The organism is Isoptericola sp. NPDC057559, from assembly GCF_042801555.1.
In the GTDB taxonomy this organism is placed as follows: Bacteria; Actinomycetota; Actinomycetes; order Actinomycetales; family Cellulomonadaceae; genus Isoptericola.
Genome location: NZ_JBHVFQ010000002.1, coordinates 377414 through 400795 on the forward strand (window position 1 = coordinate 377414; position 23382 = coordinate 400795).

At 75.0% G+C, this 23382-nt stretch carries 18 protein-coding genes; 10 read left to right on the forward strand and 8 right to left on the reverse strand.

The window, feature by feature from the left end; all coding sequences use genetic code 11:
• Positions 1-91 precede the first annotated feature (91 nt).
• Positions 92-3004 carry an Ig-like domain repeat protein gene (locus ACFU5J_RS04740; protein WP_430577990.1) on the forward strand — a complete coding sequence of 971 codons (2913 nt, stop codon included), beginning with the start codon at positions 92-94 and terminating at the stop codon, positions 3002-3004.
• A gap of 41 nt (positions 3005-3045) precedes the next feature.
• Here the strand turns inward: ACFU5J_RS04740 and ACFU5J_RS04745 are convergent, their stop codons facing one another.
• From ACFU5J_RS04745 to ACFU5J_RS04755, 3 genes are read right to left on the reverse strand one after another with little or no spacing between them, the layout of a single operon-like run.
• Positions 3046-4341: a M18 family aminopeptidase gene (locus ACFU5J_RS04745; RefSeq protein WP_430577991.1), complete on the reverse strand. Its 1296-nt coding sequence runs from the start codon at positions 4339-4341 to the stop codon at positions 3046-3048.
• A gap of 59 nt (positions 4342-4400) precedes the next feature.
• Positions 4401-5825, reverse strand: coding sequence for a hypothetical protein (locus ACFU5J_RS04750; RefSeq protein WP_430577992.1), 1425 nt, complete (start codon positions 5823-5825; stop codon positions 4401-4403).
• On the reverse strand, positions 5822-6391 hold the full coding sequence (locus ACFU5J_RS04755) for a sigma-70 family RNA polymerase sigma factor (RefSeq protein WP_430577993.1): 570 nt from the start codon (positions 6389-6391) through the stop codon (positions 5822-5824). Before ACFU5J_RS04755 ends, ACFU5J_RS04750 begins: the two co-directional genes overlap by 4 nt.
• A 201-nt stretch (positions 6392-6592) precedes the next feature.
• Here ACFU5J_RS04755 and ACFU5J_RS04760 point away from each other — a divergent pair, with 201 nt between their 5' ends.
• Positions 6593-8881, forward strand: a complete 2289-nt coding sequence (locus ACFU5J_RS04760; protein ID WP_430577994.1) for a sodium-translocating pyrophosphatase — start codon at positions 6593-6595, stop codon at positions 8879-8881.
• Between the two features lie 75 nt (positions 8882-8956).
• On the opposite strand, the gene ACFU5J_RS04765 is transcribed toward ACFU5J_RS04760, so the two are convergent.
• From ACFU5J_RS04765 to ACFU5J_RS04775, 3 genes are read right to left on the reverse strand one after another with little or no spacing between them, the layout of a single operon-like run.
• Positions 8957-9523, reverse strand: coding sequence for a DinB family protein (locus tag ACFU5J_RS04765; protein WP_430574231.1), 567 nt, complete (start codon positions 9521-9523; stop codon positions 8957-8959).
• Between the two features lie 57 nt (positions 9524-9580).
• Positions 9581-10450, reverse strand: coding sequence for a hypothetical protein (locus tag ACFU5J_RS04770; RefSeq protein ID WP_430577995.1), 870 nt, complete (start codon positions 10448-10450; stop codon positions 9581-9583).
• 35 nt (positions 10451-10485) lie between these two features.
• Positions 10486-11028 carry a DinB family protein gene (locus ACFU5J_RS04775; protein ID WP_430574233.1) on the reverse strand — a complete coding sequence of 181 codons (543 nt, stop codon included), beginning with the start codon at positions 11026-11028 and terminating at the stop codon, positions 10486-10488.
• Positions 11029-11181: 153 nt separating this feature from the next.
• Between ACFU5J_RS04775 and ACFU5J_RS04780 the strand changes: the two genes are divergently transcribed.
• The 4 genes from ACFU5J_RS04780 (at position 11182) to ACFU5J_RS04795 (ending at position 14612) form a co-directional block, all read left to right on the forward strand.
• Positions 11182-11703 (forward strand): hypothetical protein, encoded by a 522-nt coding sequence (locus tag ACFU5J_RS04780; protein ID WP_430574234.1) that lies wholly within the window; start codon positions 11182-11184, stop codon positions 11701-11703.
• A gap of 60 nt (positions 11704-11763) precedes the next feature.
• The gene (locus tag ACFU5J_RS04785) at positions 11764-12354 is read left to right on the forward strand and encodes a hypothetical protein (protein WP_430574235.1); all 591 of its coding nucleotides are present in this window, start codon (positions 11764-11766) and stop codon (positions 12352-12354) included.
• Positions 12351-14015, forward strand: a complete 1665-nt coding sequence (locus tag ACFU5J_RS04790) for a methyltransferase (protein WP_430577996.1) — start codon at positions 12351-12353, stop codon at positions 14013-14015. The genes ACFU5J_RS04785 and ACFU5J_RS04790 overlap by 4 nt, the downstream gene beginning before the upstream one ends.
• Positions 14016-14105: 90 nt before the next feature.
• The gene (locus ACFU5J_RS04795) at positions 14106-14612 is read left to right on the forward strand and encodes a hypothetical protein (protein ID WP_430574237.1); all 507 of its coding nucleotides are present in this window, start codon (positions 14106-14108) and stop codon (positions 14610-14612) included.
• Between the two features lie 117 nt (positions 14613-14729).
• On the opposite strand, the gene ACFU5J_RS04800 is transcribed toward ACFU5J_RS04795, so the two are convergent.
• Together ACFU5J_RS04800 and ACFU5J_RS04805 are read right to left on the reverse strand one after the other, a co-directional pair.
• The gene (locus tag ACFU5J_RS04800) at positions 14730-16157 is read right to left on the reverse strand and encodes a TrkH family potassium uptake protein (RefSeq protein ID WP_430577997.1); all 1428 of its coding nucleotides are present in this window, start codon (positions 16155-16157) and stop codon (positions 14730-14732) included.
• A gap of 55 nt (positions 16158-16212) precedes the next feature.
• On the reverse strand, positions 16213-16854 hold the full coding sequence (locus ACFU5J_RS04805) for a TetR/AcrR family transcriptional regulator (RefSeq protein ID WP_430577998.1): 642 nt from the start codon (positions 16852-16854) through the stop codon (positions 16213-16215).
• A 113-nt stretch (positions 16855-16967) separates the two neighbouring features.
• Between ACFU5J_RS04805 and ACFU5J_RS04810 the strand changes: the two genes are divergently transcribed.
• The 4 genes from ACFU5J_RS04810 to ACFU5J_RS04825 all read left to right on the forward strand — a co-directional run bounded on the left by ACFU5J_RS04810 (position 16968) and on the right by ACFU5J_RS04825 (position 23382).
• Positions 16968-19556 (forward strand): beta-glucosidase, encoded by a 2589-nt coding sequence (locus ACFU5J_RS04810; RefSeq protein ID WP_430577999.1) that lies wholly within the window; start codon positions 16968-16970, stop codon positions 19554-19556.
• A 66-nt stretch (positions 19557-19622) separates the two neighbouring features.
• Positions 19623-21305, forward strand: coding sequence for an ABC transporter substrate-binding protein (locus ACFU5J_RS04815; RefSeq protein ID WP_430578000.1), 1683 nt, complete (start codon positions 19623-19625; stop codon positions 21303-21305).
• The gene (locus tag ACFU5J_RS04820) at positions 21305-22405 is read left to right on the forward strand and encodes an ABC transporter ATP-binding protein (RefSeq protein WP_430578001.1); all 1101 of its coding nucleotides are present in this window, start codon (positions 21305-21307) and stop codon (positions 22403-22405) included. Before ACFU5J_RS04815 ends, ACFU5J_RS04820 begins: the two co-directional genes overlap by 1 nt.
• Entirely contained in the window at positions 22402-23382 is a 981-nt protein-coding gene (locus ACFU5J_RS04825) for an ABC transporter permease (protein WP_430574243.1), read from the forward strand. Before ACFU5J_RS04820 ends, ACFU5J_RS04825 begins: the two co-directional genes overlap by 4 nt.

Here is a 23382-nt window from a genome sequence, read left to right on the forward strand (position 1 = left end):
TCCGGTGGGTGCCCCCGGGACCATTGCTGTGAGTCGGCTGTGCCCGGTATCTTCCGATCGTCCTGGCGGATGACCGAGGAGCCAAGAGTCGATGCGCACGTCCCTCCACCCGTTCCACGGCCGGCGCTCCCGGGCTCTTGTCATCGGCCTCGTGTCGACCGCGCTCGTCCTCACCCTGGCGCCCGGAGCCACCGCCACGCCGAAACTCGCCGCGGGTGCGGATGCCGAACCGGCGGTGTCCGGCTTCGTCCCCGACGGGGTTCCGGTGGCTCGCGGAGGAAGCGTCGCCCAGCTCGGCCCCTTCGACCCCGTCGGCCCGTCGTACGCGATGTCGACCGAGCCGGCGGCGTACCCGGAGTTCATGCCGGAGGCCCCGGAGGGCGACGACGACGTCGCCCTCTTCGGCTCGTACGGTCACGTCGGGACTGTGCGCGCGAGCGGGACGGTCGCGCAGCTCGACAGCAGCTCCTCGTGGGCGACCAACCTCTTGCACGGTGTTCCTCAGGAGGCGACTTTGGTGCAGGTCGCGGCCAACCGCCGTGGCGGCGCATTCGGTGTGACGAGCACCGGCGCGCTCGTGTCGAACTATTGGGAGTGGGACCAGATCCTGCCCGCCGACCCGGACGGTTCGGGGTTCGTCGGCGTGACCGCAGGCGACGACGTGCAGTACGCGGTTCGCGGAGACGGTCGCCTCGTCGGCTTCGCCAAGCCCGAGCACGGCGACCTCCTCGCGTGCGCGCCGGCCTGGCAGCCCGAACCTGGCACGGCGTACGCGACGGTCAGCGCGCGAGGGTCGGCATGGTCGGCGCTCCGTTCGGACGGGGCGGTCGTGACCTGTGGCTACGACGGCGAGTCCGCCGCCCGGGTGATCGTCCCGGAGGCGGGGGACGAGTTCGTCGGCACGGACGCGGGAGGCCGGTACGCGCTCGCCGTCACGGCGCGGGGCCGCGTCGTCAGCCTCGGTGACGGCCTGGGCGACCCCCTGCAGCCGCACGGCGACCGGACGGTCGTCGGGCTCTCCGCCGGTGACGAGACCGCCGTCGTCGTGCTCGACGACGGGACGGTGCTCCAGTGGGGCGCACAGCTCGCGCTCCCGGGCCTCCCGGGAGGGAACCTGGGATTTGCCGCCGTGGCCGAGCAGGCTGACGGGCGCACTTATGGCATCTGGCGTGGGCCGCTCTCCGCCGCCGACGTCACCGCAGAGGCACCAGCCGCCGTCCGGCACGGGAGCGACATCGGAATCGACGTCCACGTCACGCTCGGCGGAGAGCCTGCGCCGGACGGGCGGCTCTGCGTCAAGGAGGTCGAAGGGTGGGCCGAACCGACGTGCACGACGGCGATCTCCGGCGGGGCCGCGCACGTCGACTTCCCGACGTTCGACCCCTCGGTGCAGACCTTGCCGGGACCTCGACGGTTGCTGGTGGCGTACGTCAGCCCGGTCACGAGGGCGTCCTGGGCGGAGGTCGACGTCGAGGTGCTGCCCAAGGCCGTCACCACCCTCGAGGTCGACGGGCCCGCCGAGTGGCGCCGCGGTGACCGGACCGCTCTCACGGTGCGGCTGGGGGTCGAGGACGACACGGTCCCGGTGGGAGGGCTCGTGCTCCGGGCGATCGTCGGGCAGGACGACGCCGAGCTCGGGTACACGGACGACGACGTCGTGCTGGGCGTGGCGGAGCTCGACGGCGTGCGGGAGGCCGTCGTCGACATCGACACGGCGCCGCTGCCGCCCGGCGACTACGACTACGTGGTGTCCTGGGAACCCAGGGAGGAGAACCCGACGGCCGCGACGAGCCTGCGTGCGCGGGCGACGGTCCGGGGCATCCCGGTGAACCTCGTCGTCACGCCGTCGGACCCCGACTGGCGTGTCGTCCGGGGTACGGAGCTCGAGCTGGTCGTCTGGGCCGCCTCGTCACGGGGCGGCCCCCTCGATGGTGCCTACACCGTCCTGGTCGACGGCAGCGTCGTGGACGACGGGTGGGCGACGGGCGACGGGCCGGTGCGCGTCGTCGTGCCGACCTCCCCGCTGTCGCCGGGCAGCCACGCCCTGGAGGTGCGGTTCGACCCCACCGACCGTGGCGCGCCACCGTACTTCGACCGCAAGACATGGACCGGGCGGCTCGCCGTCGTCGTCCCTCCCCAGGTGTCCGCGACCGCGCCGGGCGGTGCATGGACCTATGGGCGTGCGCACACGGTCGCGGTCCGGGTCGCGGCGCCGGGCGTCACGACCGCCGGCGTGGTCGAGGTCTATCGGGGATCCTCGAAGGTCGGGTCGGCGACGGTGTCCCGGGGCGTGGCGAGCGTGTCCGTCAGTGGCCGCGCGATCCCGGTGGGGTCGAGCCAGCTCACCGTGAAGTACCTCGGGTCGTCGACGGTGGCGGCCGGCACGACCACCCTGCCGGTCACGGTCGGCAGGGCCACGCCGACGGCCTCGGTGTCCGTCGTCGGGACGCCGTGGCGGTACGGGCAGGGCCACTCTCTGCGGGTCCACGTCGCCGCGTCGGGGGTGACGCCGACCGGGCCCGTGGTGGTGTACCGCGGTTCGTCGAAGGTCGGTTCGGCCACGCTCAGGGACGGCTGGGCCACGGTCCGCGTCGGCGGGAAGTCGCTCCCCGTGGGGTCGCGGACCCTGTCCGTGCGGTATCTGGGGTCGTCCACCGTGGCCTCCCGCCGCGTGGAGCGGCCGGTGACGGTGCGCAAGGCCGTGGCGACCGCCTCGGTGCGGCTCGTGGACGACCGGGTGCGTCGGCCGGCCCGCGCGAAGGTCGTCGTCACCGTCGCGTCTCCGTCCGACGTCACGGTGCGCGGCCGCGTGGCGGTGCAGGTCGACGGGCGGACTGTGGCGACGGTCCGTCTGACCGCGGGCGACGTCGGCAGGGCGCGGGCGACGCTTCCCGCGGGCGTCGCGCCCGGCAAGCACACGGTGCGCGCCGTCTATCTCGGGACATCCACAACGGTCCGGGACACGTCGAGGTCACGGGTGCTGACGATCCTGCGCGCCCGCTGACGGCGCTCGCGCCGGGCGGCCGACCGCCGCCCGGCGCACGGTCAGCCGGCGAGGACGGCGCCCATGGCCCGCGACAGGAACCACGGGTCGACGACGGCGGTGAGCTCGCGCGCCGAGTGCATCGACAGGATGGCGGCGCCCACGTCGACCACGCGGATGCCGAGGCGGGTCGCCGTGATCGGTCCGGTCGTCGAGCCGCAGGGGACGGTGTTGTTGGAGACGAACTCCTGGCTCGGCACCTCGGCCGCCGCGCACGCGGCCTGCCAGCGGGCGGCCCCGTGGGCGTCCGTCGCGTAGCGCTGGTTGGCGTTGATCTTGAGGATCGGGCCGCCGCCGGCGTGCGGGTGGTTGGCCGGGTCGTGCCGCTCGGGGTAGTTCGGGTGCACGGCGTGCCCGACGTCGGACGACACGCACAGCGAGGCCGCGAACGCGCGCGCCCGCTCGTCCTCCGACGCGCCGAGGCCGGCGCACACGCGTCGCAGCACGTCCTCCAGGAACGGGCCGGCCGCGCCGGAGCGCGAGCCCGAGCCGATCTCCTCGTGGTCGAAGGCGGCGACCACGCCGATCCCGGCCAGGTCCTCCGGGGAGGTGCCGAGCAGGGCGGTGATCGCGGCGTGCGTGGAGAGCTGGTTGTCCAGGCGGGGCGAGGCCCACAGGGTGGCGCCGATGCCGAAGGCGCGCGCCGGCTGCGTCTCGGCGAGCACCACGTCGTAGCCCAGCACGTCCGCGGCGTCGACGCCGTCGCCCGCGGCCGCGGCGAGCTCGGCCAGCACGTCGGCCTGCGACACGTCGCCGAGGCCCACGACGGGCTGCGTGTGGCGCTGCTTGTCGAGGGTCAGGCCCTCGTTCGCGGAGCGGTCCAGGTGGATCGCGAGCTGCGGGATGCGCGCGACCGGGCCGGTGCGCACCAGGTGCTCGGCGCCGTCGGCGGTGACGAGGCGGCCGGCGAGCTCCACCTCGCGGTCGAGCCACGAGTTCAGCAGCGGGCCGCCGTAGACCTCGACGCCGGCCTGCACCCAGCCGTCGCGCCCGGTCGTGGGCTTCGGCTTGAGCTTGAACCCCGTGGAGTCGGTGTGCGTGCCGAGGATGGTGAACGGCGTCGTCGGGCCGGCCGTCGGCGGCAGCGCGAACGCGATCGCCGAGCCGTCGCGGACGACGACGTACCGGCCGCCGGGCGCCACGTCCCAGGCGGCGGTCTCGTCGAGCCGGACGTACCCGGCCGCCTCCGCGCGGCGCGCCACCTCCTCGGCGGCGTGGTACGACGAGGGCGAGGCGGCGACGAATGCGCCGAGGTCCTCGGTGTGGGCGCGGGCAGCTGCGGGGACGACGTCGGGCATGACCGTCATCCTCCCACGCGGCCCCTGGCCGCGCGCCGGCCGCCGTCGCCCCGGACCGGTCAGTCCCGCGGCGGCCCGAGGTAGCCGTCGACGAGCTGCGTCCACCGGCCCTGGCCGTCGACCGTGAGCCGCCAGCCCTCGTAGGCGGGCCCGCCGTCGGCCGCCTGCATGTCCGCGGACTCCTGGGCGGTGAGGGCGCCGGCGTCGACCGCGTCCTGCCAGTCGGGTGCCGCGGCCTCGCAGGGCTGGGCCATGCGGGGCCAGGCGTAGAGCTCCTCGAGGCCCCCGAGGTGCGAGACCTCCCCGATGCACGGCCTCGTCTCCGACAGCAGCCGCGCGAGGACGGCGTAGACGTCCTCGTCGCGCTCGGCGGCGGGCAGCTCGAGGAGCTCGCGCGGCGACCGTCCGTCCCAGTTCTCGCCGACCCGGCCCGACGCCTCCGCGAGGGCGATGAGCGTCTCGTCGTCGCAGGACAGCGCCGCCGTGAACATCGTGGCGACGGTGGTGCGCGCCGGCTCCGGGACGTCCGTCAGGTCCGGGTCCAGGACGTCCAGACCGGTCGCCGAGCACTCGCCCTCCGCCGACACCCGGTCCGCGGCCGAGGAGAGCCGCGCGCCGTCGTCGTCGAGGACGACGCGCCGCCACCTGGGCGACGTCACGACCGTCGACCCGTGCTCCGGCGACCACACCACCGCGAAGGCCCGCACGTGGTAGTCGCCGTCGGGCAGGCGGTTCGGGTAGGCCGTGGTGCCCTCGGCGATCCCGCCCGGGTCGCAGGTCGAGGTCGCGTAGTCCTCGGCGTCCCGCGAGGTCTCCCCGGTCGACAGCGTGAGCGGCTCCTCCGTGCGGTCGATCCCCAGGTCGACGACGCGCCCGTCCTGCGCCCAGACCAGGCTGGGCCCGAGCAGCACGGTGCCCGCGGGGGTGCCCGCGTCGCGGGTGAACCGTGCGGGCAGGGTGATGGTGGCGCCGTCGCCGTCCGCTACCGCGCCGCCGAGCCGGGGGTCGTCGGGGTCGTCGAGGACGAGCCGGTAGCCGGCCGGGCTGTCGGGGACGTCGCGCTCCGCCATGCCGCACGAGAGGTCCGTCCCGTCGAGCCAGCCCGGCTGGTGCCCGGGCTGGATGGTGTCGACGGCGCGGGCACCGGCGGTGCCCCGGGCGTCCCGCGCGGCTCCGTCGGACGGCGTGGGCGAGGCCGACGGCGTCGGCGTCGGGGTGGTCGCCGGCCCCGGCAACGGCCGGGGCGGGTCGGGCAGCAGCGCCGCCCCGCCGAGCGCCAGCGCGCCGGCGAGGGCGAGCGTGGTCGCGCCGATCCCGGCCTGCTTGACGGTGCGGCGGCGCCGCACGCGCCGGCGGACGTCCCCGAGCGCGGCGTCCAGGGCCGACGCCTGCGCCCCGGCGCCCGCCAGCGTGTCCAGCCCGCGGCGCAGCGCCTCGTCGGTGCGGCCGTCCGCCCAGTCGTCCCGTGCGTGGTTCGTGGTCATCGCCCGGCCCCCGTCCCCGTCGTCCCCGTGAGCGCGGCCGCGCCGTCGGCGTCCACCCGCAGCACGTCGCGGAGGGTCGCCGTCGCGTCGAAGAGGTAGCGCTTGACCGTCCCCTGCGCCAGGCCGAGCGTGTCGGCCACCTGCGGCACGGTGAGGTCCTCGAAGTAGCGCAGGACGACGCACGCCCGCTCGCGGGGGGTCAGCCGCCCGAGCGCCGCGGCGACGTCGGCCCGCGCCGTCGCGCCCGACGCCGCCCCGCGGACACGGTCGTCGGTCGCCACCAGGTGGCGCGCCGACGTCCAGCGCCGCGTCCGCCGGTGCTCGTCGAGGAAGAGGGTGAGGATCGCGCGCCGCACGTACGCCTCGCTGGTCCCGCCCCCGTCCAGCGCGTGCACCCCGGGTCGGTCGGCGGCGCCGCGGCGCAGCCGGGCGAACACCTTGACCAGCGCGTCCTGCACCAGGTCCTCCGCGAGCCGCTGGTCCCCGCACAGCACGTACGCGTAGCCCACCAGGGCCCGTCCTCGTGCCCGTGCGAGCTCCGCGAGCTCGTCCTCCCAGCGGCTCATGGCCCCTCCTTGTGCCGTCCTCACCCACTCGGACGGTCGGGGGGCGCGAACCGTTGGGTCAGGATGTCACGGCGGTTCGTGACGGCCGTCACATGTGGGTAGACTCCCCGCATCCCGCCGTCAACGGCGACGGCGGGACCTTACCGACGGGCGGTCACCGCCGCTCCCCGTCGGGTCGAGGAAGCACGTCAAGGAGGACGGATGCTCACGTTCGGATCCAGCAGCATCACCATCGTCGCCGTGATCGGGGTGATCGGTCTGGCCGCCCTGGTCTGCGCGGCAGCCCTGCGCAGACAGGTGCTCGCCGCCCCCGAGGGGACGTCCGGCATGCAGGAGATCGGGCGGGCCGTCCAGGAGGGCGCGTCGGCCTACCTGAACCGCCAGTTCCGCACCCTCGCGCTGTTCGCCGTCGTGGTGTTCGCGCTGCTCTTCCTCCTGCCGGGCGACGGCGGGGTCCGGGTGGGGAGGTCGATCGCGTTCCTCGTCGGCGCGGGGTTCTCCGCCGCCATCGGCTACCTCGGCATGTGGCTCGCCGTGCGCGCCAACGTGCGCGTCGCGGCCGCCGCGACGCGCCCGGACGGGAGGGCCGACGGGGCCCGGATCGCGTTCCGCACCGGCGGCGTCGTCGGCATGTCCGTCGTGGGGCTGGGCCTGCTGGGTGCCGCGCTCGTGGTCCTCGTCTACCGCACCGAGGCTCCGGCGGTCCTCGAGGGCTTCGGTTTCGGCGCCGCGCTGCTCGCCATGTTCATGCGCGTCGGCGGCGGCATCTTCACGAAGGCGGCCGACGTCGGCGCCGACCTGGTGGGCAAGGTCGAGCAGGGCATCCCCGAGGACGACCCCCGCAACGCCGCGACCATCGCCGACAACGTGGGCGACAACGTGGGCGACTGCGCGGGCATGGCCGCGGACCTCTTCGAGTCGTACGCGGTGACGCTCGTCGCCGCCCTCATCCTCGGCAAGGCGGTGATGGGCGAGCAGGGCCTCGTCTTCCCCCTGATCGTCACCGCGATCGGCGCGTTCGTCGCGCTGCTCGGCGTGCTCGTCACCCGAGTCCGCGGCAGCGAGAACGGGCTCGCCGCGATCAACCGCGGCTTCTACATCTCCGCCGTCGTCGGCGCCCTGCTGGCCGCCGTCGCCGCGTTCGTCTACCTGCCGTCGTCGTTCTCGGAGCTCGCCGGCACCGCCGACATCGGCGACGTCACCGCGGACCCGCGCGTGGTCGCGTCCCTGGCCGTCGCGATCGGCGTCGTCCTCGCGGGCGTCATCCTGTGGATCACGGGCTACTTCACGGGCACGACGTCGAAGCCGACGCTGCACGTCGCGGCGACGTCGCGCACCGGCGCGGCCACGGTCGTGCTGTCGGGCATCGGGGTCGGCTTCGAGTCGGCCGTGTACACCGCGGGCGTCATCGCCGCCGCGATCTGCGGAGTCTTCCTCCTCGCCGGCGGCTCGATCTGGCTCTCCCTCTTCCTCGTGGCCCTCGCGGGCTGCGGCCTGCTCACCACGGTGGGCGTCATCGTCGCGATGGACACCTTCGGCCCCGTGAGCGACAACGCGCAGGGCATCGCCGAGATGTCGGGCGACGTCGACGAGGAGGCCGCGCAGATCCTCACCGACCTCGACGCCGTCGGGAACACGACCAAGGCCATCACGAAGGGCATCGCGATCGCGACGGCCGTCCTCGCCGCCACCGCGCTGTTCGGCTCGTACGCGGACGCCGTGACGGGCGCGCTCGCCGACGTGAAGGAGATGGGCGCCGGCCTGGTGCCCGCGATGCTGAGCTTCGAGATCGTCTCGCCGGTCACCCTGGTGGGGGTGATCCTCGGCGCCGCCACCGTGTTCCTGTTCTCCGGGCTCGCGATCGACGCCGTGACCCGCGCCGCCGGCGCCATCGTCTTCGAGGTGCGCCGCCAGTTCCGCGAGCACCCCGGGATCATGACGTACGAGGAGCGGCCCGAGTACGGCCGCGTCGTCGACATCTGCACCCGCGACTCGCTGCGCGAGCTCGCGACGCCCGGCCTGCTCGCCGCGTTCGCGCCCATCGCCGTCGGATTCGGCCTGGGCGTCGGCCCGCTCGCCGGGTTCCTCGCCGGCGCGATCGGCGCGGGCGTGCTGATGGCCGTGTTCCTCGCCAACTCCGGCGGCGCGTGGGACAACGCCAAGAAGATCGTCGAGGACGGCGCGTTCGGCGGCAAGGGCTCCGAGGCGCACGCCGCCACCGTCATCGGCGACACCGTCGGAGACCCCTTCAAGGACACCGCCGGCCCCGCGATCAACCCGCTCATCAAGGTGATGAACCTGGTGTCCGTGCTCATCGCGCCCGCCGTCGTCATGATGAGCGTGCCGACGGACGCGAACCAGGTGCTGCGCATCGTCATCGCCCTGGCCGCCGCGGCCGTCGCCTTCGGCGCCGTGATCATGTCCCGCCTGCGCGCCGCGCGCGTCGACCGCGAGCAGGCGGACGAGGCGGCGAGCGTCCCGGCGGCGTAGTCCTCCCACACAGCGACGGCGCGGGTCCCGGGGTCGCTCCCGGGCCCCGCGCCGTCGTCGTGCGGCCGGGCGGTGCTACTGGCCGGTGCGGCCGTCGATGCACTCGCGCAGCAGGTCGGCGTGCCCGGCGTGACGGGCGTACTCCTCGACCAGGTGCTCGAGGACGTCCCGCACCGAGAGCTGCTCGCCCTCGCGCTCCACGGTGCGGCCCATGTCGGCGTCGGTCTGGGTGGCGAGCCAGGCGTCGGCGGCCGCCGTCTCGCGTCGCCACGTGGCCCACGCCTCCTCGACGACGGCCGGGTCGGCGACGGCCCCGTCGAAGTCCGCGTCGGGCGCGTCGGGGCTGGTGTACAGGGGCGCCAGGTCGGGCTGACCCTGCAGCCGCCGGCGGAACCAGGTGTGCTCCACCTTCGCCAGGTGTCGCACCAGGCCGAGCAGGGAGAGGGTGGAGGGCGGCACCGAGCGGCGCGCGAGCTGGTCGGCGTCGAGCCCCTCGCACTTCATCTCCAGGGTGCTGCGGTAGGCCTTGAGGTAGAACCAGTGGGTCTGCAGCTCGCCCACCGGGTCGGCCCACTGCTCGCGGGGGTCGTCCTCGGGGTCCACCCACATGTCGGGGAACTGTCTCTGCGCGGCGTCGCTCATGCGGTCATCCGACCGCCCGACCCGCCCGGGCCGCAACCGGATTTCCCGGCGCCGGGCTCAGGCCGCGGGCGCGGGTCGGCGGCGCAGCACCGCGCCGACCACCGCGGACCCGACGGCCACCGCCGCGCCGACGCCGACCGCCCACCACAGCTGGGTGCGCAGCGGCACCAGGAGCGCGTCGACGGTGTCGTCCAGCACCTGCCGGCCCGACGCGCCGACGTCGAGCCGGGCGAACGCCGCCTGCACCGTCTCGGGCAGCAGCACCAGGAGCACCAGCATGGCCGCGGCGACCAGGCCGCCCATGACCGCCGCCGTGCGCACGCGCCGGCCCGGCCGGGCGGCGAGCACGGCCAGGACGGCGAGGAGCACCGTCACCGGCAGGGTCCACGGCGCCCAGCGTTCCACGAGCGCGACCGCCGACTGCGCGGCGGCCAGGTCCCGCGACGCGTACAGGACGACGTCCGCGCCGGTCGACGCGAAGCCCTCGGGGACGGGCAGCCCGCGGTCGCGCAGCGCCTGCCCGACCGACTCCAGGAACGGGTCGAGCGGCAGCGTCACCACGCCGTCGGCGGCGTCGACCACGGCGCTCTCGTCGCGCAGCACGGCCACGGTCGAGGCGTGCCCCTGCCGGCTGGCCGCCTCCCAGGCGGGCGGGAAGGAGTCGGAGCGGACGAACGCGTCCGCCACCTCGCCGACCACGGGCTTCAGCGCCCCCGCCAGCACGCCCGAGTCGATCTGCCCGACGACGGTGTCCGTCAGCGCCTCGGCGACGGCGTCCTGCGTGGTGATCTCGTGCGCCAGCGGCGCGGTCGCCGCCACGTAGGCGTCGGTGTCCAGCAGCGTGCCCTCGACGTACCGGGCCGGCACCGTGACCACCGCCGCGAGGACGGCCAGGGCGACGAGGACGCCGCTGAGGAAGCTCCGCATGAGGGGCACGCTACGCGGCCCCGCGGGCGGGCGGGTCAGAGGCCGGTGCGACCGTCGATGCACTCGCGCAGCAGGTCCACGTGGCCCATGTGGCGGGCGTACTCCTCGAGCACGTGCAGCAGCACGTCGCGCGCCTCGACGGAGCCGCCGTCGTACGGGACCTCGCGGCTCATGTCCTCGCCGGCGAACCAGTCGTCGGCGGCCTCGACGGCGCGGTGCCACGCGTCCCAGGCCTCGTCCACGCACGCCGGGTCGGGGAGGGCGCCGTCGAAGTCGACGTCGGGGTAGCCGGGGAGCTCGAACGGCCCGCGGTCGGGGCTGCCCTGCAGCACGCGGCGGAACCAGTGGTGCTCGACGTTCGCGAGGTGCCGCACCAGCCCCAGCAGGGACAGCGACGACGGCGGCACGGAGCGGCGCGCCAGCTGGCCGGCGTCGAGGCCCTCGCACTTCATGACCAGCGTCATCCGGTACCGGCAGAGGTACTCCCAGAGGGTCTCCTTCTCGCCGACCGGGTCGACGCCCGTCGCTCGCGGGTCATTCTCAGGATGCACCCACAGGCCGGGCGTGGTAGAGGTCACGCGCGTAATCTGGCCGAACGTCAGCCGCGGGTCAAGCGGCCGCCTCCCACCTGCGACGACGTACCGTGCGCGCCGGCTGTGGCGGTAGCCTTCGCGACCATGGGGGCCAGCAGGACACGAGCTCGCGGGCGGTCGCGCACGCCGTCTCGTGCCGTGCCCCGACTCGTGCCGCGCGCCCTGGCACGACCGGTGCCGGGGGCGTGGCGCCGGCGGTCGTCGCTCGTCGCGGCCGGGGCGCTGGCGCTGATGACCGGGCTCGGCGCGGGGTTCGCGACGGGCCTCGTCCCCACGGAGCCGGACGGCGTCGCGCTGCCCGACGGGCCGGCGGACGAGTGCGCGGTGGTGCAGGCGGCGTGGTCGCAGTCCGCGAGCCTGCAGGTGGGGATGTCGGTGGACGACCCGGCCTCGCTGCGGCACGGGTTCGTCGGCGCGCGGGACGCCCTCGCGGGGGTGCGGCCCCCGGACGACGTCCTGGAGGACTGGCGGACCGTCACGGACTACGTCGGCACGGTCGCCGACACCGTCGAGGCGGCGGACGAGGGCGACGTCGCGGCGGCGGTCGCGTCGGCCATCGCGGAGCTGGACACGGCGGCGATGACGCAGGCCTCGAACCGTGTCACGACGTTCCTCAAGGACGGCTGCGGCACGACCGCGCCGGCCGACGACGCCGGCTGACGGGCCGGCACGCGCCGCGGGGGATTTCCGCGCGCGCGAGCGGTGGTTCACGATAGGGGGATGCGCCGCGCCCGCCTCGTGCCCCGTCAGCTCCCGTTCGTCGTCGCGGGGATGCTCGTCACGGGGGCCGCGCTCGCGGCGTGCGGGCAGGGCGGGGACGGTGGCGCGGAGCCGGCGGCGGAGCCCGCGCCGGCGGTGTCGATCCCGAGCGACCTGAGCATGGGCGTCGAGGGGGAGGCCGCGCGCTCGGGGTCGTCGCGTCCCTCCCCGAGCACGAAGGACGACGCGGCGGACGACGCGGCGGCCGCGCAGGCGGAGAGGTGCGCCGAGCTGCAGCAGGCGTGGTCCACCACCAACCGCGCGCTCGTGGACCTCAGCCCGGACCACCCGCGCGCCCTGGTGCAGAGCTTCCGCACGGCCGGCAAGGCGATGGGGGAGCAGGAGCCGCCCGAGGACGTCGCGACGGCGTGGGGCACCATGGCCGACTACCTGGGCAGCGCGGTGACGGCGTTCGAGGACGTCGACGAGGACGACGCGAACGCGGTCGGCTCGGCGATGGCGGGCGCGATCACCGCGGACGACACGGCGGAGGCGACCGCGGCCGCGAAGGACATCACCACGTTCCTCTCGACGTCGTGCACGGGCCGATGAGCGCCGGCGCCTCGGCCCCGGTGCCGGGCGCGGCCGCCGACGCCGCCCCGCTGGTCGACGTCCTGCGGGGCGACCTCACGGCGGCGGGCTACACGGTGGACGGCGTCGAGGAGGCGCTGGGGGCCGTCGCGTCCGCGGCGCTGCACCGCGAGCAGACGGTGCCGGCGCGCCGGGAGCTCGCGCGGGTGGCCCCCGGGTCCGACCCGCGGGCGGCGCTCGCCCGGCTGTTCCTGCTCGGCGACGACGTCCCCCGCGCGGAGCTGGACCGGGCGCTCCCGGGCCTCGGCGCGTCGGGCGCGGTCCGGCTCGGTCTGGTGTCCGCCGCGGGCGAGGATCCCGGCGACGCCGTGCGCGCCGTCGTGGACCTGCGCCCGTACGCGGCCGTGGACGCCGGGGGAGAGGCGTCGTGGTGGCTGTCGAGCGACCTCGCGGAGCTCGCGACCGGCGGCCGCCTCGCGACGGACCACGTCCTGGGCGCGGGCGGCGCCTCCACGACGCTCGCGCAGGTCACCGCGCGCACCCCCGTGGGCCGCGTGCTCGACCTCGGCACCGGCTGCGGCATCCAGGCGCTGCACGCCGCGCGCCACGCCCGCGCGGTGGTGGGCACGGACCTGTCGCGCCGCGCGCTCGGATTCGCACGGTTCAACCTCACGCTCAACCTCGCCGGCGACCTTGCCGGCGACCTTGCTGGCGACCTCGCCGCCGACGCTCCGTCGGCGGGCACCGAGCTCGAGCTGCGGCACGGCTCGATGCTGGAGCCGGTGGCGGGCGACCGCTTCGACCTCGTGGTCTCGAACCCGCCGTTCGTCATCACGCCGCACGCGGGCGCGGCCGGCCGCGCCGTCGCCGAGGCGCTGGGCGACTACGAGTACCGCGACGGCGGCCGGTCGGGCGACGACCTGGTGCGCGACCTGGTGCGCGACGTCGGGCAGGTGCTCGCCCCCGGCGGCGTGGCGCAGCTGCTCGGCAACTGGGAGCACCGCCGCGGCGAGCCGTGGGAGGAGCGCGTGGGCGAGTGGCTCGACGCGTCGGGCCTCGACGGCTGGGTGATCCAGCGCGAGGTGCTCGACCCGGCCGAGTACGCCGAGACGTGGATCCGCGACGGCGGCACGACGGCGGAGCGCGAGCCCGCCGCGTGGGAGGCCGCGTACGGGGCGTGGCTGGACGACTTCGCGGGCCGGGACGTCGAAGCCGTCGGGTTCGGCATCGTCACGCTGCGCCGCCCGCTGGACGGCGCGCGACCCACGCTGCGCCGTCTGGAGGAGCACACCGGTTCGGTGCACCAGCCGCTGGGCGCGCACGTCGCCGCCTCGCTGGCGGCGCACGACTGGCTCGCCGCGCGCGACGACGAGGCGCTCGGCCGGGCCCACCTGGTGGTGGCGGACGACGTCACCGAGGAGCGGTTCCACACCCCGGGCCAGGCGGACCCGAACGTGGTCGTGGTGCGGCAGGGCGACGGGCTCGGGCGGGGCGTGCACGCCTCGACGGGGCTCGCGGCGTTCGTCGGGGTGTGCGACGGCGAGCTCGCCGTCGGACAGATCGTCGGGGCCCTCGGCGCGCTGCTCGACGTCCCCGCCGACGACCTGCGGGCCGAGCTGCTGCCCGCCGTCCGTGGGCTGGTCCGCGACGGCTTCCTGCGCCCCGCGGATGACGCTCGCTGAGAGCTCGCGGGACGTGGGCTGTGCCACATGGGCAGTTCTCCCCGTGGACCGGGGGCGCGTGATCCGGCCCCGTCCGTCACCATGGTGGCCATGCGCAACCGACAGACCATGACCCGTGCCTCGGCCATCGCCGCGAGCGCCCTCATCGCCCTCGGCCTGGCCGCCTGCAGCGGCTCGGGTGACGGGGACACCGGCTCCACGGACGGCGGCGCGACCGCCGCCGAGGAGCAGGAGACGCCCCAGGAGGAGGCCGCCGCCGGCGGCGACGACGTCTGCTCGGCGGTGGAGGCCCTCACCGACGCCTCGTCCGCGATGAGCGACGTCGACCCGTCCGACCTGCAGCCCACGGTCGACAAGCTCGAGGAGCTCACCACCACGCTCGAGGGCGTCAGCGAGCCCCCGGCGGAGATCGCCGACGACTGGGCGACCCTCACCACGTCGTTCCGCACCGCGACGGACGGCATCGGCGCCGCGGCGAAGAACCCGACGGACGCCGACTCGATGACGAAGCTCCAGGACGCCATGACCGCGATGACCGGCTCGGAGTTCACGGACGCCGCGCAGTCCGTCGGCACGTACGCCGGCACCAACTGCTGACCCCGCTCGCCGAGGCAGCCGCCGCCCGGGACCCGCGATCGGGTGCCCGGGCGGTGGTCCGTCCGGAGCCTGCGCGGCGGGGAGCTCCCCGGCCCGACCCGCCGGCGGAGGTGGTCGTCAGCCGATGAGGACGGCCGCCCCCGGCCGCCGGTACAGCCGCTGCCGGTCGCGCATCGCGAGGCCGGTGCCCAGCGTGATCGGGCCGAGGCGCCCGAGGAACATCAGGGCGACCAGCACCAGCTGGTGCCAGGCCTGCATGTCGCCCGTGATGCCCGTGGACAGCCCGGTGGTGCTGAACGCGGAGACCACCTCGTAGAGCACCTGGTCGAGGGTGAAGGCGCTGGTGGACAGGGTGATCGCCAGCGTGGGCACGACGACCGCGGCCACCCCGATGAGCGCCACCGTGAGCGCCTGCCGCTGGGTGCCGGGCGTGAGCCGCCGGTCGAAGAGGGTGGCGTCGGGGTCGCCGCGCAGCTCGGACCAGATGGCGACCGCCAGGACGGCGAAGGTGGTGACCTTGATGCCGCCGGCGGTGCCGCCGGAGCCGGCGCCGACGAACATCAGCATGTCGGTGAAGAACCAGGTGCCGTTGTTCGCCTGCGACAGGTCCACCGAGTTGAACCCCGCGGTCCGCGGCATCACCGCCTGGGTGAACGCGGCCAGCACCTTGGCGGGCGGGTCGAGGGGGCCGAAGGTGCCGGGGTTGCGCCACTCGGCGGCGAGGAAGAACCCGGTGCCCACGACGAGCAGCACCGCCGTCATGAGCAGGGTGAGCCGCGTGTGCACGCTCCAGCGGGACAGGCGCCGCAGGTCGGAGGGGCCGTCCGCGGCGCGGCGGGTGCGGTGCAGCCGCCACAGCTCCAGCAGCACGGGGAAGCCGAGGCCGCCCACGATGATCGCCGCGCAGATCGGCAGGCAGACCCACGGGTCGGCGACGAACGGCACGAGGTTCTGGCTGTAGACCGAGAAGCCGGCGTTGTTGAACGCCGAGACGGCGTGGAACAGCCCGGACCAGGCGGCGTGCCCCAGCGGCTCGTCGTAGCCGGTGGCGAACCGGACCGTGAGGACCGCGGCCACGGCGAGCTCGCTGACCACGGTGAAGCGCAGCACGCCCAGCAGCACGCGCCGCACGTCGCCCATGCCGACCGAGCGGGTCGTCTCCGTGGCCACCAGGCGGGTGCTCAGGCCGAGGCGCCGCGTGAGGAGCAGCCCGAGCAGGGACGCGAGCGTCATGACGCCGAACCCGCCCACCTGGATGAGCAGCAGGATCACGACCTGGCCGAACGGCGTCCAGAAGTGCTCGGTGTCCACGACGGCGAGCCCGGTCACGCAGGTCGCGGACGTGGCGGTGAACAGGGCCTCGACGAACCCGGCGTTGCGCCCCGTCGCGGAGATCGGGAGGCTCAGCAGGGCCGTCCCGGCGCCGATCGTGGCGAGGAACGCGAGCGTGACCACCTGCGCCGGCCGGCGGCGCAGGCTCGCCGGGGACGTGGGGGCGGCGGTGGTGTGCGCCCGGTGGGGGCGCGGCCACGGGGTGAGGCGCACGAAGGATCAGTGTGCACCCGGGAGCGGCCGGCCCCCACCGCGCGTGCCCAGGGCGTCAGTCGACGACGCGCTGCGCGTCCGGAGCGGCGAGCGCGGCCACGAGGATGGCCTCGATCGCGAAGGCGGTGTCCTCGGCGAGGTCGACGGCGTCGGGCGCGAGCAGCCACTGCACCTGGAGCCCGTCCATGACGCCGATGACGGCGCTCGCGGCGCGCCGTGCGCGGGCCTCGTCGAGGTCGGCGCCCCGCTCCTGCGCCACCTGCAGGAGGGCCCGGGTGATCTCGCCGCGCAGCACCGCGAAGCGCTCGGTGACCCAGGCGGCGGCGGGGTGCCCGTCGGTCACGGACTCGCCGGTGAGCACGGCGTAGGCCTGCACGATGCCGCGCCGGTCGGCGTTGATCCGCGCGGTGGTCATGAGGTGGCGGAACAGGTCGAGCCCACCGGGGATGTGCTGGCCCTCGAGGTGCTCGACGTCCACCCGGTCGCGGTACTCGAGCACGGCCCACAGCAGCTTGTCCTTGCTGCCGAAGTGGTGCAGCACGCCCGCGTGCGTGATGCCGACCTGCTCGGCCACGTCGACGAGCGACCCCGCGTGGTAGCCCTTCGAGCCGAACACGCGCGTCGCCGCGCCGAGGATCTCCTCGCGCCGCTCGGCCTTCGAGGGGCGGGTCCGTCGCGGGGAGCTGCCGTCTGCCATGGCGTCACCATACTGTGACCTTGGTCTACTTACTTACCTGTCAGTAACTGTGGTTCACTGACGCCAGTCGGTGCCCACGAAGGCCGCCGACCGGGACGAAGGAGTACCACCGCGTGTCATCGCAGACCGCAGCCACCAGCACCGACGCCGCCGCGCGCGCCGTCGCCCCCGCGGGCGACGAGCGGGTCGAGCGGGCGATCGACGCGCTGGTCGACCGCCTGCACCTCGAGGAGAAGACCGCCCTCGTCGTCGGCGCGTCCCTGTGGGCCACCGCCCCCGTGGAGCGCCTGGGCCTCGAGCCGGTCGTGATGTCCGACGGGCCCGTCGGGGTCCGCGACCCGGAAGGCCGCGGGACGTCCGCGATGCTCCCCGCCCCGTCGGCGCTCGCGGCCACCTGGGACGTCGACCTGGCCCGCCGCGCGGGCGCCCTGTTCGCCGCCGAGGCCCGTCGCCACGGCGTGGACATGGTGCTGGCGCCGCAGGTCAACCTGCAGCGCACGCCCGTCGGCGGCCGCCACTTCGAGTGCTACTCCGAGGACCCGCACCTCACCGCCGAGGTCGCCGTCGCCCTCGTCACCGCGGCGCAGGAGCGCGGGGTCGGCATGTGCGTCAAGCACTACGTCGCCAACGACTCCGAGACGGACCGCACCCGCTACCTCGCCCGCGTGGACGAGCGCACCCTGCGCGAGCTGTACCTCGCGCCGTTCGAGCGGCTCGTCGCGGCGGGCGCCTGGAGCGTCATGGGCGCCTACAGCGGCGTGGACGACGGCCGGGTGGCCGCGCCCGCGCTCGAGCACCGGCCGCTGCTCACCGGCGTGCTCAAGGAGGAGTGGGGCTTCGACGGGCTCGTCGTGAGCGACTGGGTGGCCACGCGGTCCGTGGCTCCCGCCGTCCGCGGCGGCCTCGACCTGCAGATGCCCGGCCCGGACGGGCCCTGGGGCGACGGGCTGCTCGACGCCGTGCGCTCCGGCGCCGTCGACGCCGCCGACCTCGACGACAAGGTGCGCCGGCTGCTGCGCCTCGCGCACCGCGTGGGCCGGCTCCCGCTGCCCGGCGTCGACGCCGCGCCCGCCGCCCACGCCCCCGTGGACGCCGTGCCGCTGCTGCGCGAGCTGGTCGCGCGCTCGGTCGTCGTGCTCAAGGACGACACCGGCCTGGTGCCGCTCGCCGACGGGCCCGCCGGCGCGCCGCTGCGCGTGGCGCTGCTCGGCGCGCACGCGGTGGAGCCGTTCTTCCAGGGTGGCGGCTCGTCGTTCGTCGTGCCCGACCGCCTCACCCACCCCGCGGACGCCCTGCGCGACGCCCTCCCCGCGGGCTCCGTCGTGGACGTCGTCGCCGGGTCGCGGGTGCTGCGCAACCCGCCCGCGCTGGACCTGTCCCGCTGCACCGACCCCGTGACCGGCGCCCCCGGCGTCCGGGTCGAGCTGCTCGGCGCCGACGGCACGGTGCGCCGGGCCGAGACCCGCACCGCCTGGGACGGCTGGTGCGCCGACGTCGGCCCCGACGACGCGACCCTGCGCCTCACCGCCCGCGTGCGCACGGACGAGCCGGGCACCCACGAGCTCGGGGTCGGCACCGTCGGCGTGCACCGCGTGCGCGTGGACGGCCGCCTCGCCTCCGCCGCGGACGTCGTGGCGCGGGAGGACGTCATCCTCGCCTCCGCGCACAACCACCCCGTCGCCGCGACGCTCGCGGTCGAGGGCGGCGCCGACGGCGCGCTCCTCGAGGCGGAGCTGCAGGTCGTGCACCCCGTCGGCTACGACCGCTTCGTGCGCGGCGCCCTGGTGCACCGGCTGCCCGGCCCGTCCGCCGAGGACGAGCTCGCCGCCGCCGCGACGGCGGCCCGCGCGGCCGACGTCGCGGTGGTCGTGGTGGGCACCACGCCCGAGGTCGAGTCCGAGGGCTACGACCGCGTCGACCTGGCGCTGCCCGGCACCCAGGACGAGCTGGTGCGCCGGGTGCTCGCCGCCAACCCGCGCACCGTGGTGGTCGTCAACGCCGGCGCCCCCGTGCTGCTGCCCTGGTACGACGACGCCCCCGCGGTGCTGTGGGCCTGGCTGCCCGGCCAGGAGGCCGGCACCGGGCTCGCCGACGTGCTCACCGGCGCCACCGAGCCGTCCGGCCGCCTCCCGTGGACGCTGCCCGCGAGCGCCGAGGACGTGCCCGTGCCGCACGCCGTCCCCGTCGGCGGCGTCGTCGACTACGCCGAGCGCCTCGACGTCGGCTACCGCGCCTGGGAGCGCCGGTCCGACGCCGGCCCCGCGCCCGCGCCGGCCGCCCCGTTCGGGCACGGCCTCGGCTGGACCACGTGGGAGCACGAGTCCGCCGTGCCGGTCCCGGCCGACGACGACCGCGGGACCGGCGAGGTCGTCGTGCGCGTGACCGTCCGCAACACGGGCGTCCGCGCGGGCCGCGAGGTCGTGCAGGTCTACGTCGTGCCGCCCGCGGGCACGGCGGCGGCAGACCCCGCGCGGCCCGTGCGCTGGCTCGGCGGGTTCGCCGTCGTCGACGCGGCGCCCGGCGAGCGGGCCACCGCCGACGTGCGCGTGCCCCGGCGCGCCCTCCAGACGTGGGACACCGCTACCGGCGGCTGGACCACCCCGCCCGGCACCTACCGGCTCGTCGTGAGCCGGTCGGTGCGCGACCCGCGGCTGGACGTCGAGGTCGACGTCCCGCCCGGGCCGCTCCCCACCACCCCCTGACGTCCCACCCAGCTGTCCCATTCCCAACCGCCCCGCTTCGCCGGGGCACGTGCAAGGAGGCACACCGTGAGAATCCGCAAGCTCAGCACGGCGGTCGCGGGCGCGGCGGTCGTCGCCCTGCTGGCCGCAGCCTGCGGCGGCGGCGGCACCGGCGACGGAAGCCCCTCCGCCTCGGCCGGCGGGGTCGGCACCGAGACCCTCACCGTCGGCATGCCCAACGGCGTCCAGACGGAGAACCAGTCGCCGTTCGCCACCGGCTCGTCGGCGCTCTCGCTCGGCTACGCGTTCGTCATCTACGAGCCGCTCATGATGCGCAACCAGGCCAAGCCCTCGGAGGAGCCGAAGCCCTGGCTGGCCGACAAGATCGAGTGGAACGAGGACTACACGCAGGCGGTCATCACGCCGCGCTCGGGCGTGACCTGGTCCGACGGCGAGGACTTCACCGCGAAGGACGTCGCCTTCTCGATCCAGCTGCGCATCGACAACGACGGCCTCAACGCCGCCGCGCTGCCGTACGACAAGGTCGAGACCGACGGGTCCACCGTGACCGTGTCGTTCACCGCCCCGCAGTACGTCAACCAGTCCAAGCTGTACGACCTGCTCATGGTCCCCGAGCACCTGTGGAAGGACGTCGACGACCCGACGACGTTCACCAACACCGAGCCCGTCGGCACCGGCCCCTACACGCTGAAGTCGTGGACGCCGCAGGCCGCGACCGTCGTCGCGCGCGACGACTACTGGGGCGGCCAGCCCAAGGTGCCGGAGATCCGGTACTCGTCGTACAACGACAACAACGCGCTCACCACGGCCCTCACCACCGGCGAGGCCCAGTGGGGCTGGACGTTCATCGCCGACTACGAGAACGTCTACATCGCCCAGGACCCGGAGCACTACCACCAGTACGCCGCCGCGGGCCTCGGCATCGACGCGCTCTTCCTCAACAACGAGAAGAAGCCGTTCGACGACGTCGCGTTCCGCAAGGCGCTCAACATGGTCGTCGACCGCCAGGAGCTGGTGGACGTCGCCACCTCCGGCGTGAACCCGCCGCTGACGAACGCCACCGGCCTGCCGCTGCCCGCCGGCGAGGAGTTCCTCTCCGACACCTACAAGGACACGGACCTCACGGTGGACGTGGACGGCGCCAAGGCCGTCCTCACCGACGCGGGCTACACGTGGGAGGGCGAGAAGCTCGTCGACCCCGACGGCGAGAAGGTGACCTTCGAGCTCACCAACCCGGCCGGCTGGAACGACTACCTCACCGCGCTCGACCTCATCAAGAACGCCGCCGCGAAGCTCGGCGTCGACGCCACCGTCAAGCCCGTCAACCAGGACGGCTGGTTCGCCGACGTCATCCCGCCGGGCGACTTCCAGGCCTCCCTGCACTGGACCGACGGCGGCGCGACGCCGTGGGACATGTACGCCGACCAGTTCGACGGCGCGCAGTACAAGAAGCTCGGCGAGCCGGCCACGTGGAACTTCGGCCGGTTCAAGGACGACGCCGCGACGAAGGCGTTCGCCGACTACGCCGCCGCCACCGATGACGCCGCCCGCGCCGCCGCGCTGGAGACCATCCAGAAGGTCTACGTCGAGCAGGTGCCGGCCATCCCGATCTGGTCGCGCCCGGCCACCGCGCAGTACTCGTCGCTGAACTACACCGGCTGGCCGTCCGAGGACGACCCGTACAACCAGCCGCAGCCCACCGGCGTGCAGGCCGCGCAGATCGTCATGAACCTGGAGCCCGCGTCCTGATGCCCGCCCAGACCACCTCCCCCGGGGCGCCCGCCGGCGCCCCGGGGGAGGCCCCCCAGCCCGACCCCGGGGCGCCCGCGCTGGAGGCCGTCGGGATCACCAAGCACTACCCGGTCAAGGGCGGCGGCACCCGCCGCGGCGCCGTCGTGCACGCCGTCGACGGCGTGGACCTCGCGCTGCACCGCGGCCGCGTCGTCGCCCTCGTCGGCGAGTCCGGCTCCGGCAAGTCGACCGTCGCGCGCCTGCTCGCCCAGCTGCAGCCCGTCACCGCCGGCCGCCTGCTGCTCGGCGGCGCCGACGCGCGCGCCCGCGGCCGGCGCGCGTTCCGGCGCTACGTCAACCGGGTCCAGATGATCTTCCAGGACCCCTTCGCGTCCCTGAACCCCGTGCACCCCGTGCGGTACACGCTCACGCGCGCCCTGCGGATCCACCGCGGCCGGCTGCGGGGGCCCGAGCTGGAGCAGGCGCTCGCCGAGCTGCTCGAGCGCGTGCACCTCACGCCCGCCGAGCGGTACGTCGACAAGTACCCGCACGAGCTGTCGGGCGGGCAGCGCCAGCGCATCGCCATCGCCCGGGCGCTCGCGGCGGACCCCGAGGTGCTGCTGGCCGACGAGCCCATCTCGATGCTCGACGTGTCCATCCGGCTCGGGATCCTCAACCTGCTCGCCGACCTGCGCGACCGGCTGCACCTGGCGATCCTCTACATCACCCACGACATCGCGTCCGCGCGGTACTTCGCCGACACCACGCTGGTGATGTACGCCGGGCGGGTCGTGGAGTCGGGGGACAGCGAGTCCGTCACGCAGGACCCGAAGCACCCGTACACGCGGCTGCTCCTGGCGTCCGCCCCCGACCCGGAGGACCTGACCGAGCGGCCCGCCGGCGCCGCGCGCGGCGAGCCGCCCAGCCTCGTGACCCCGCCGAGCGGCTGCCGGTTCCACCCGCGCTGCCCGTTCGCCACCGACCTGTGCCGCACCGAGGCGCCGCCCCTGCTCGACGTCGGCCGCGGGCCGGCGGGCGAGCCGCGGCAGGCCGCCTGCTGGGGGTACGCCGACCGCGGCGACGCCCCGGCACTGACGTCGACGGGGGTGGACGCATGAGGTTCGTGCTGCGCCGCGCGCTCTTCTACCTGTTCACCGCCTGGGCCGCCATCACCATCAACTTCTTCGTGCCGCGCCTGCTGCCGGGCGACCCGGTCACCGCCCTCATGGGACGCATGCAGGGCCGCATCGACTCGAACGCGGAGGAGTCCCTGCGGGTGCTGTTCGGGCTCGACCAGGACATGTCCCTGTGGGACCAGTACGTGCACTACTGGCAGATGCTGCTGCACGGCGACCTGGGGCTGAGCTTCACCCACTTCCCGACCCCGGTCTCCGAGATCGTCGTGCAGGCGCTGCCGTGGACCGTCGGCCTGGTGGGCATCGCCACGATCATCGCGTTCCTCCTCGGCACGGCCGTGGGCACCGGCATCGGCTGGCGGCGCGGCACCTGGGCGGACTCGCTGCTGCCGATCACCACCTTCTTCTCGGCGGTGCCGTACTTCTGGCTGGGCCTCATCGCCATCGCCGTGTTCGCCGTCAACCTCGGCTGGTTCCCGTCCAACGGCAGCTACGACCGCGGCATGGTGCCGTCGCTGAGCTGGGACTTCGTCGGCTCGGTGATCTACTACGGCACCCTGCCGGCCCTGACGATCGTCGTGTCGTCGGTCTCCGGCTGGATCCTCGGGATGCGCAACATGATGGTGACCGTCTCCAGCGAGGACTTCGTCACCGTCGCGCACGCCAAGGGGCTCTCGTCCCGGGCGGTCGTCGTGGGCTACGCCGCGCGCAACGCCGTCCTGCCGCAGGTGTCGAGCTTCGCCCTCGCCCTCGGCTTCGTCGTGGGCGGCACGCTCGTCATGGAGATGGTCTTCAGCTACCAGGGCATCGGCTACACGCTCTACCAGGCCGTCTCCACCCACGACTACCCGCTGATGCAGGGCTGCTTCCTCGTCATCACGCTGTCCGTGCTGGTCGCCAACCTCGTGGCCGACCTGGCGTACGCGGCGCTCGACCCCCGCACCCGGCAGGAGGGCTGA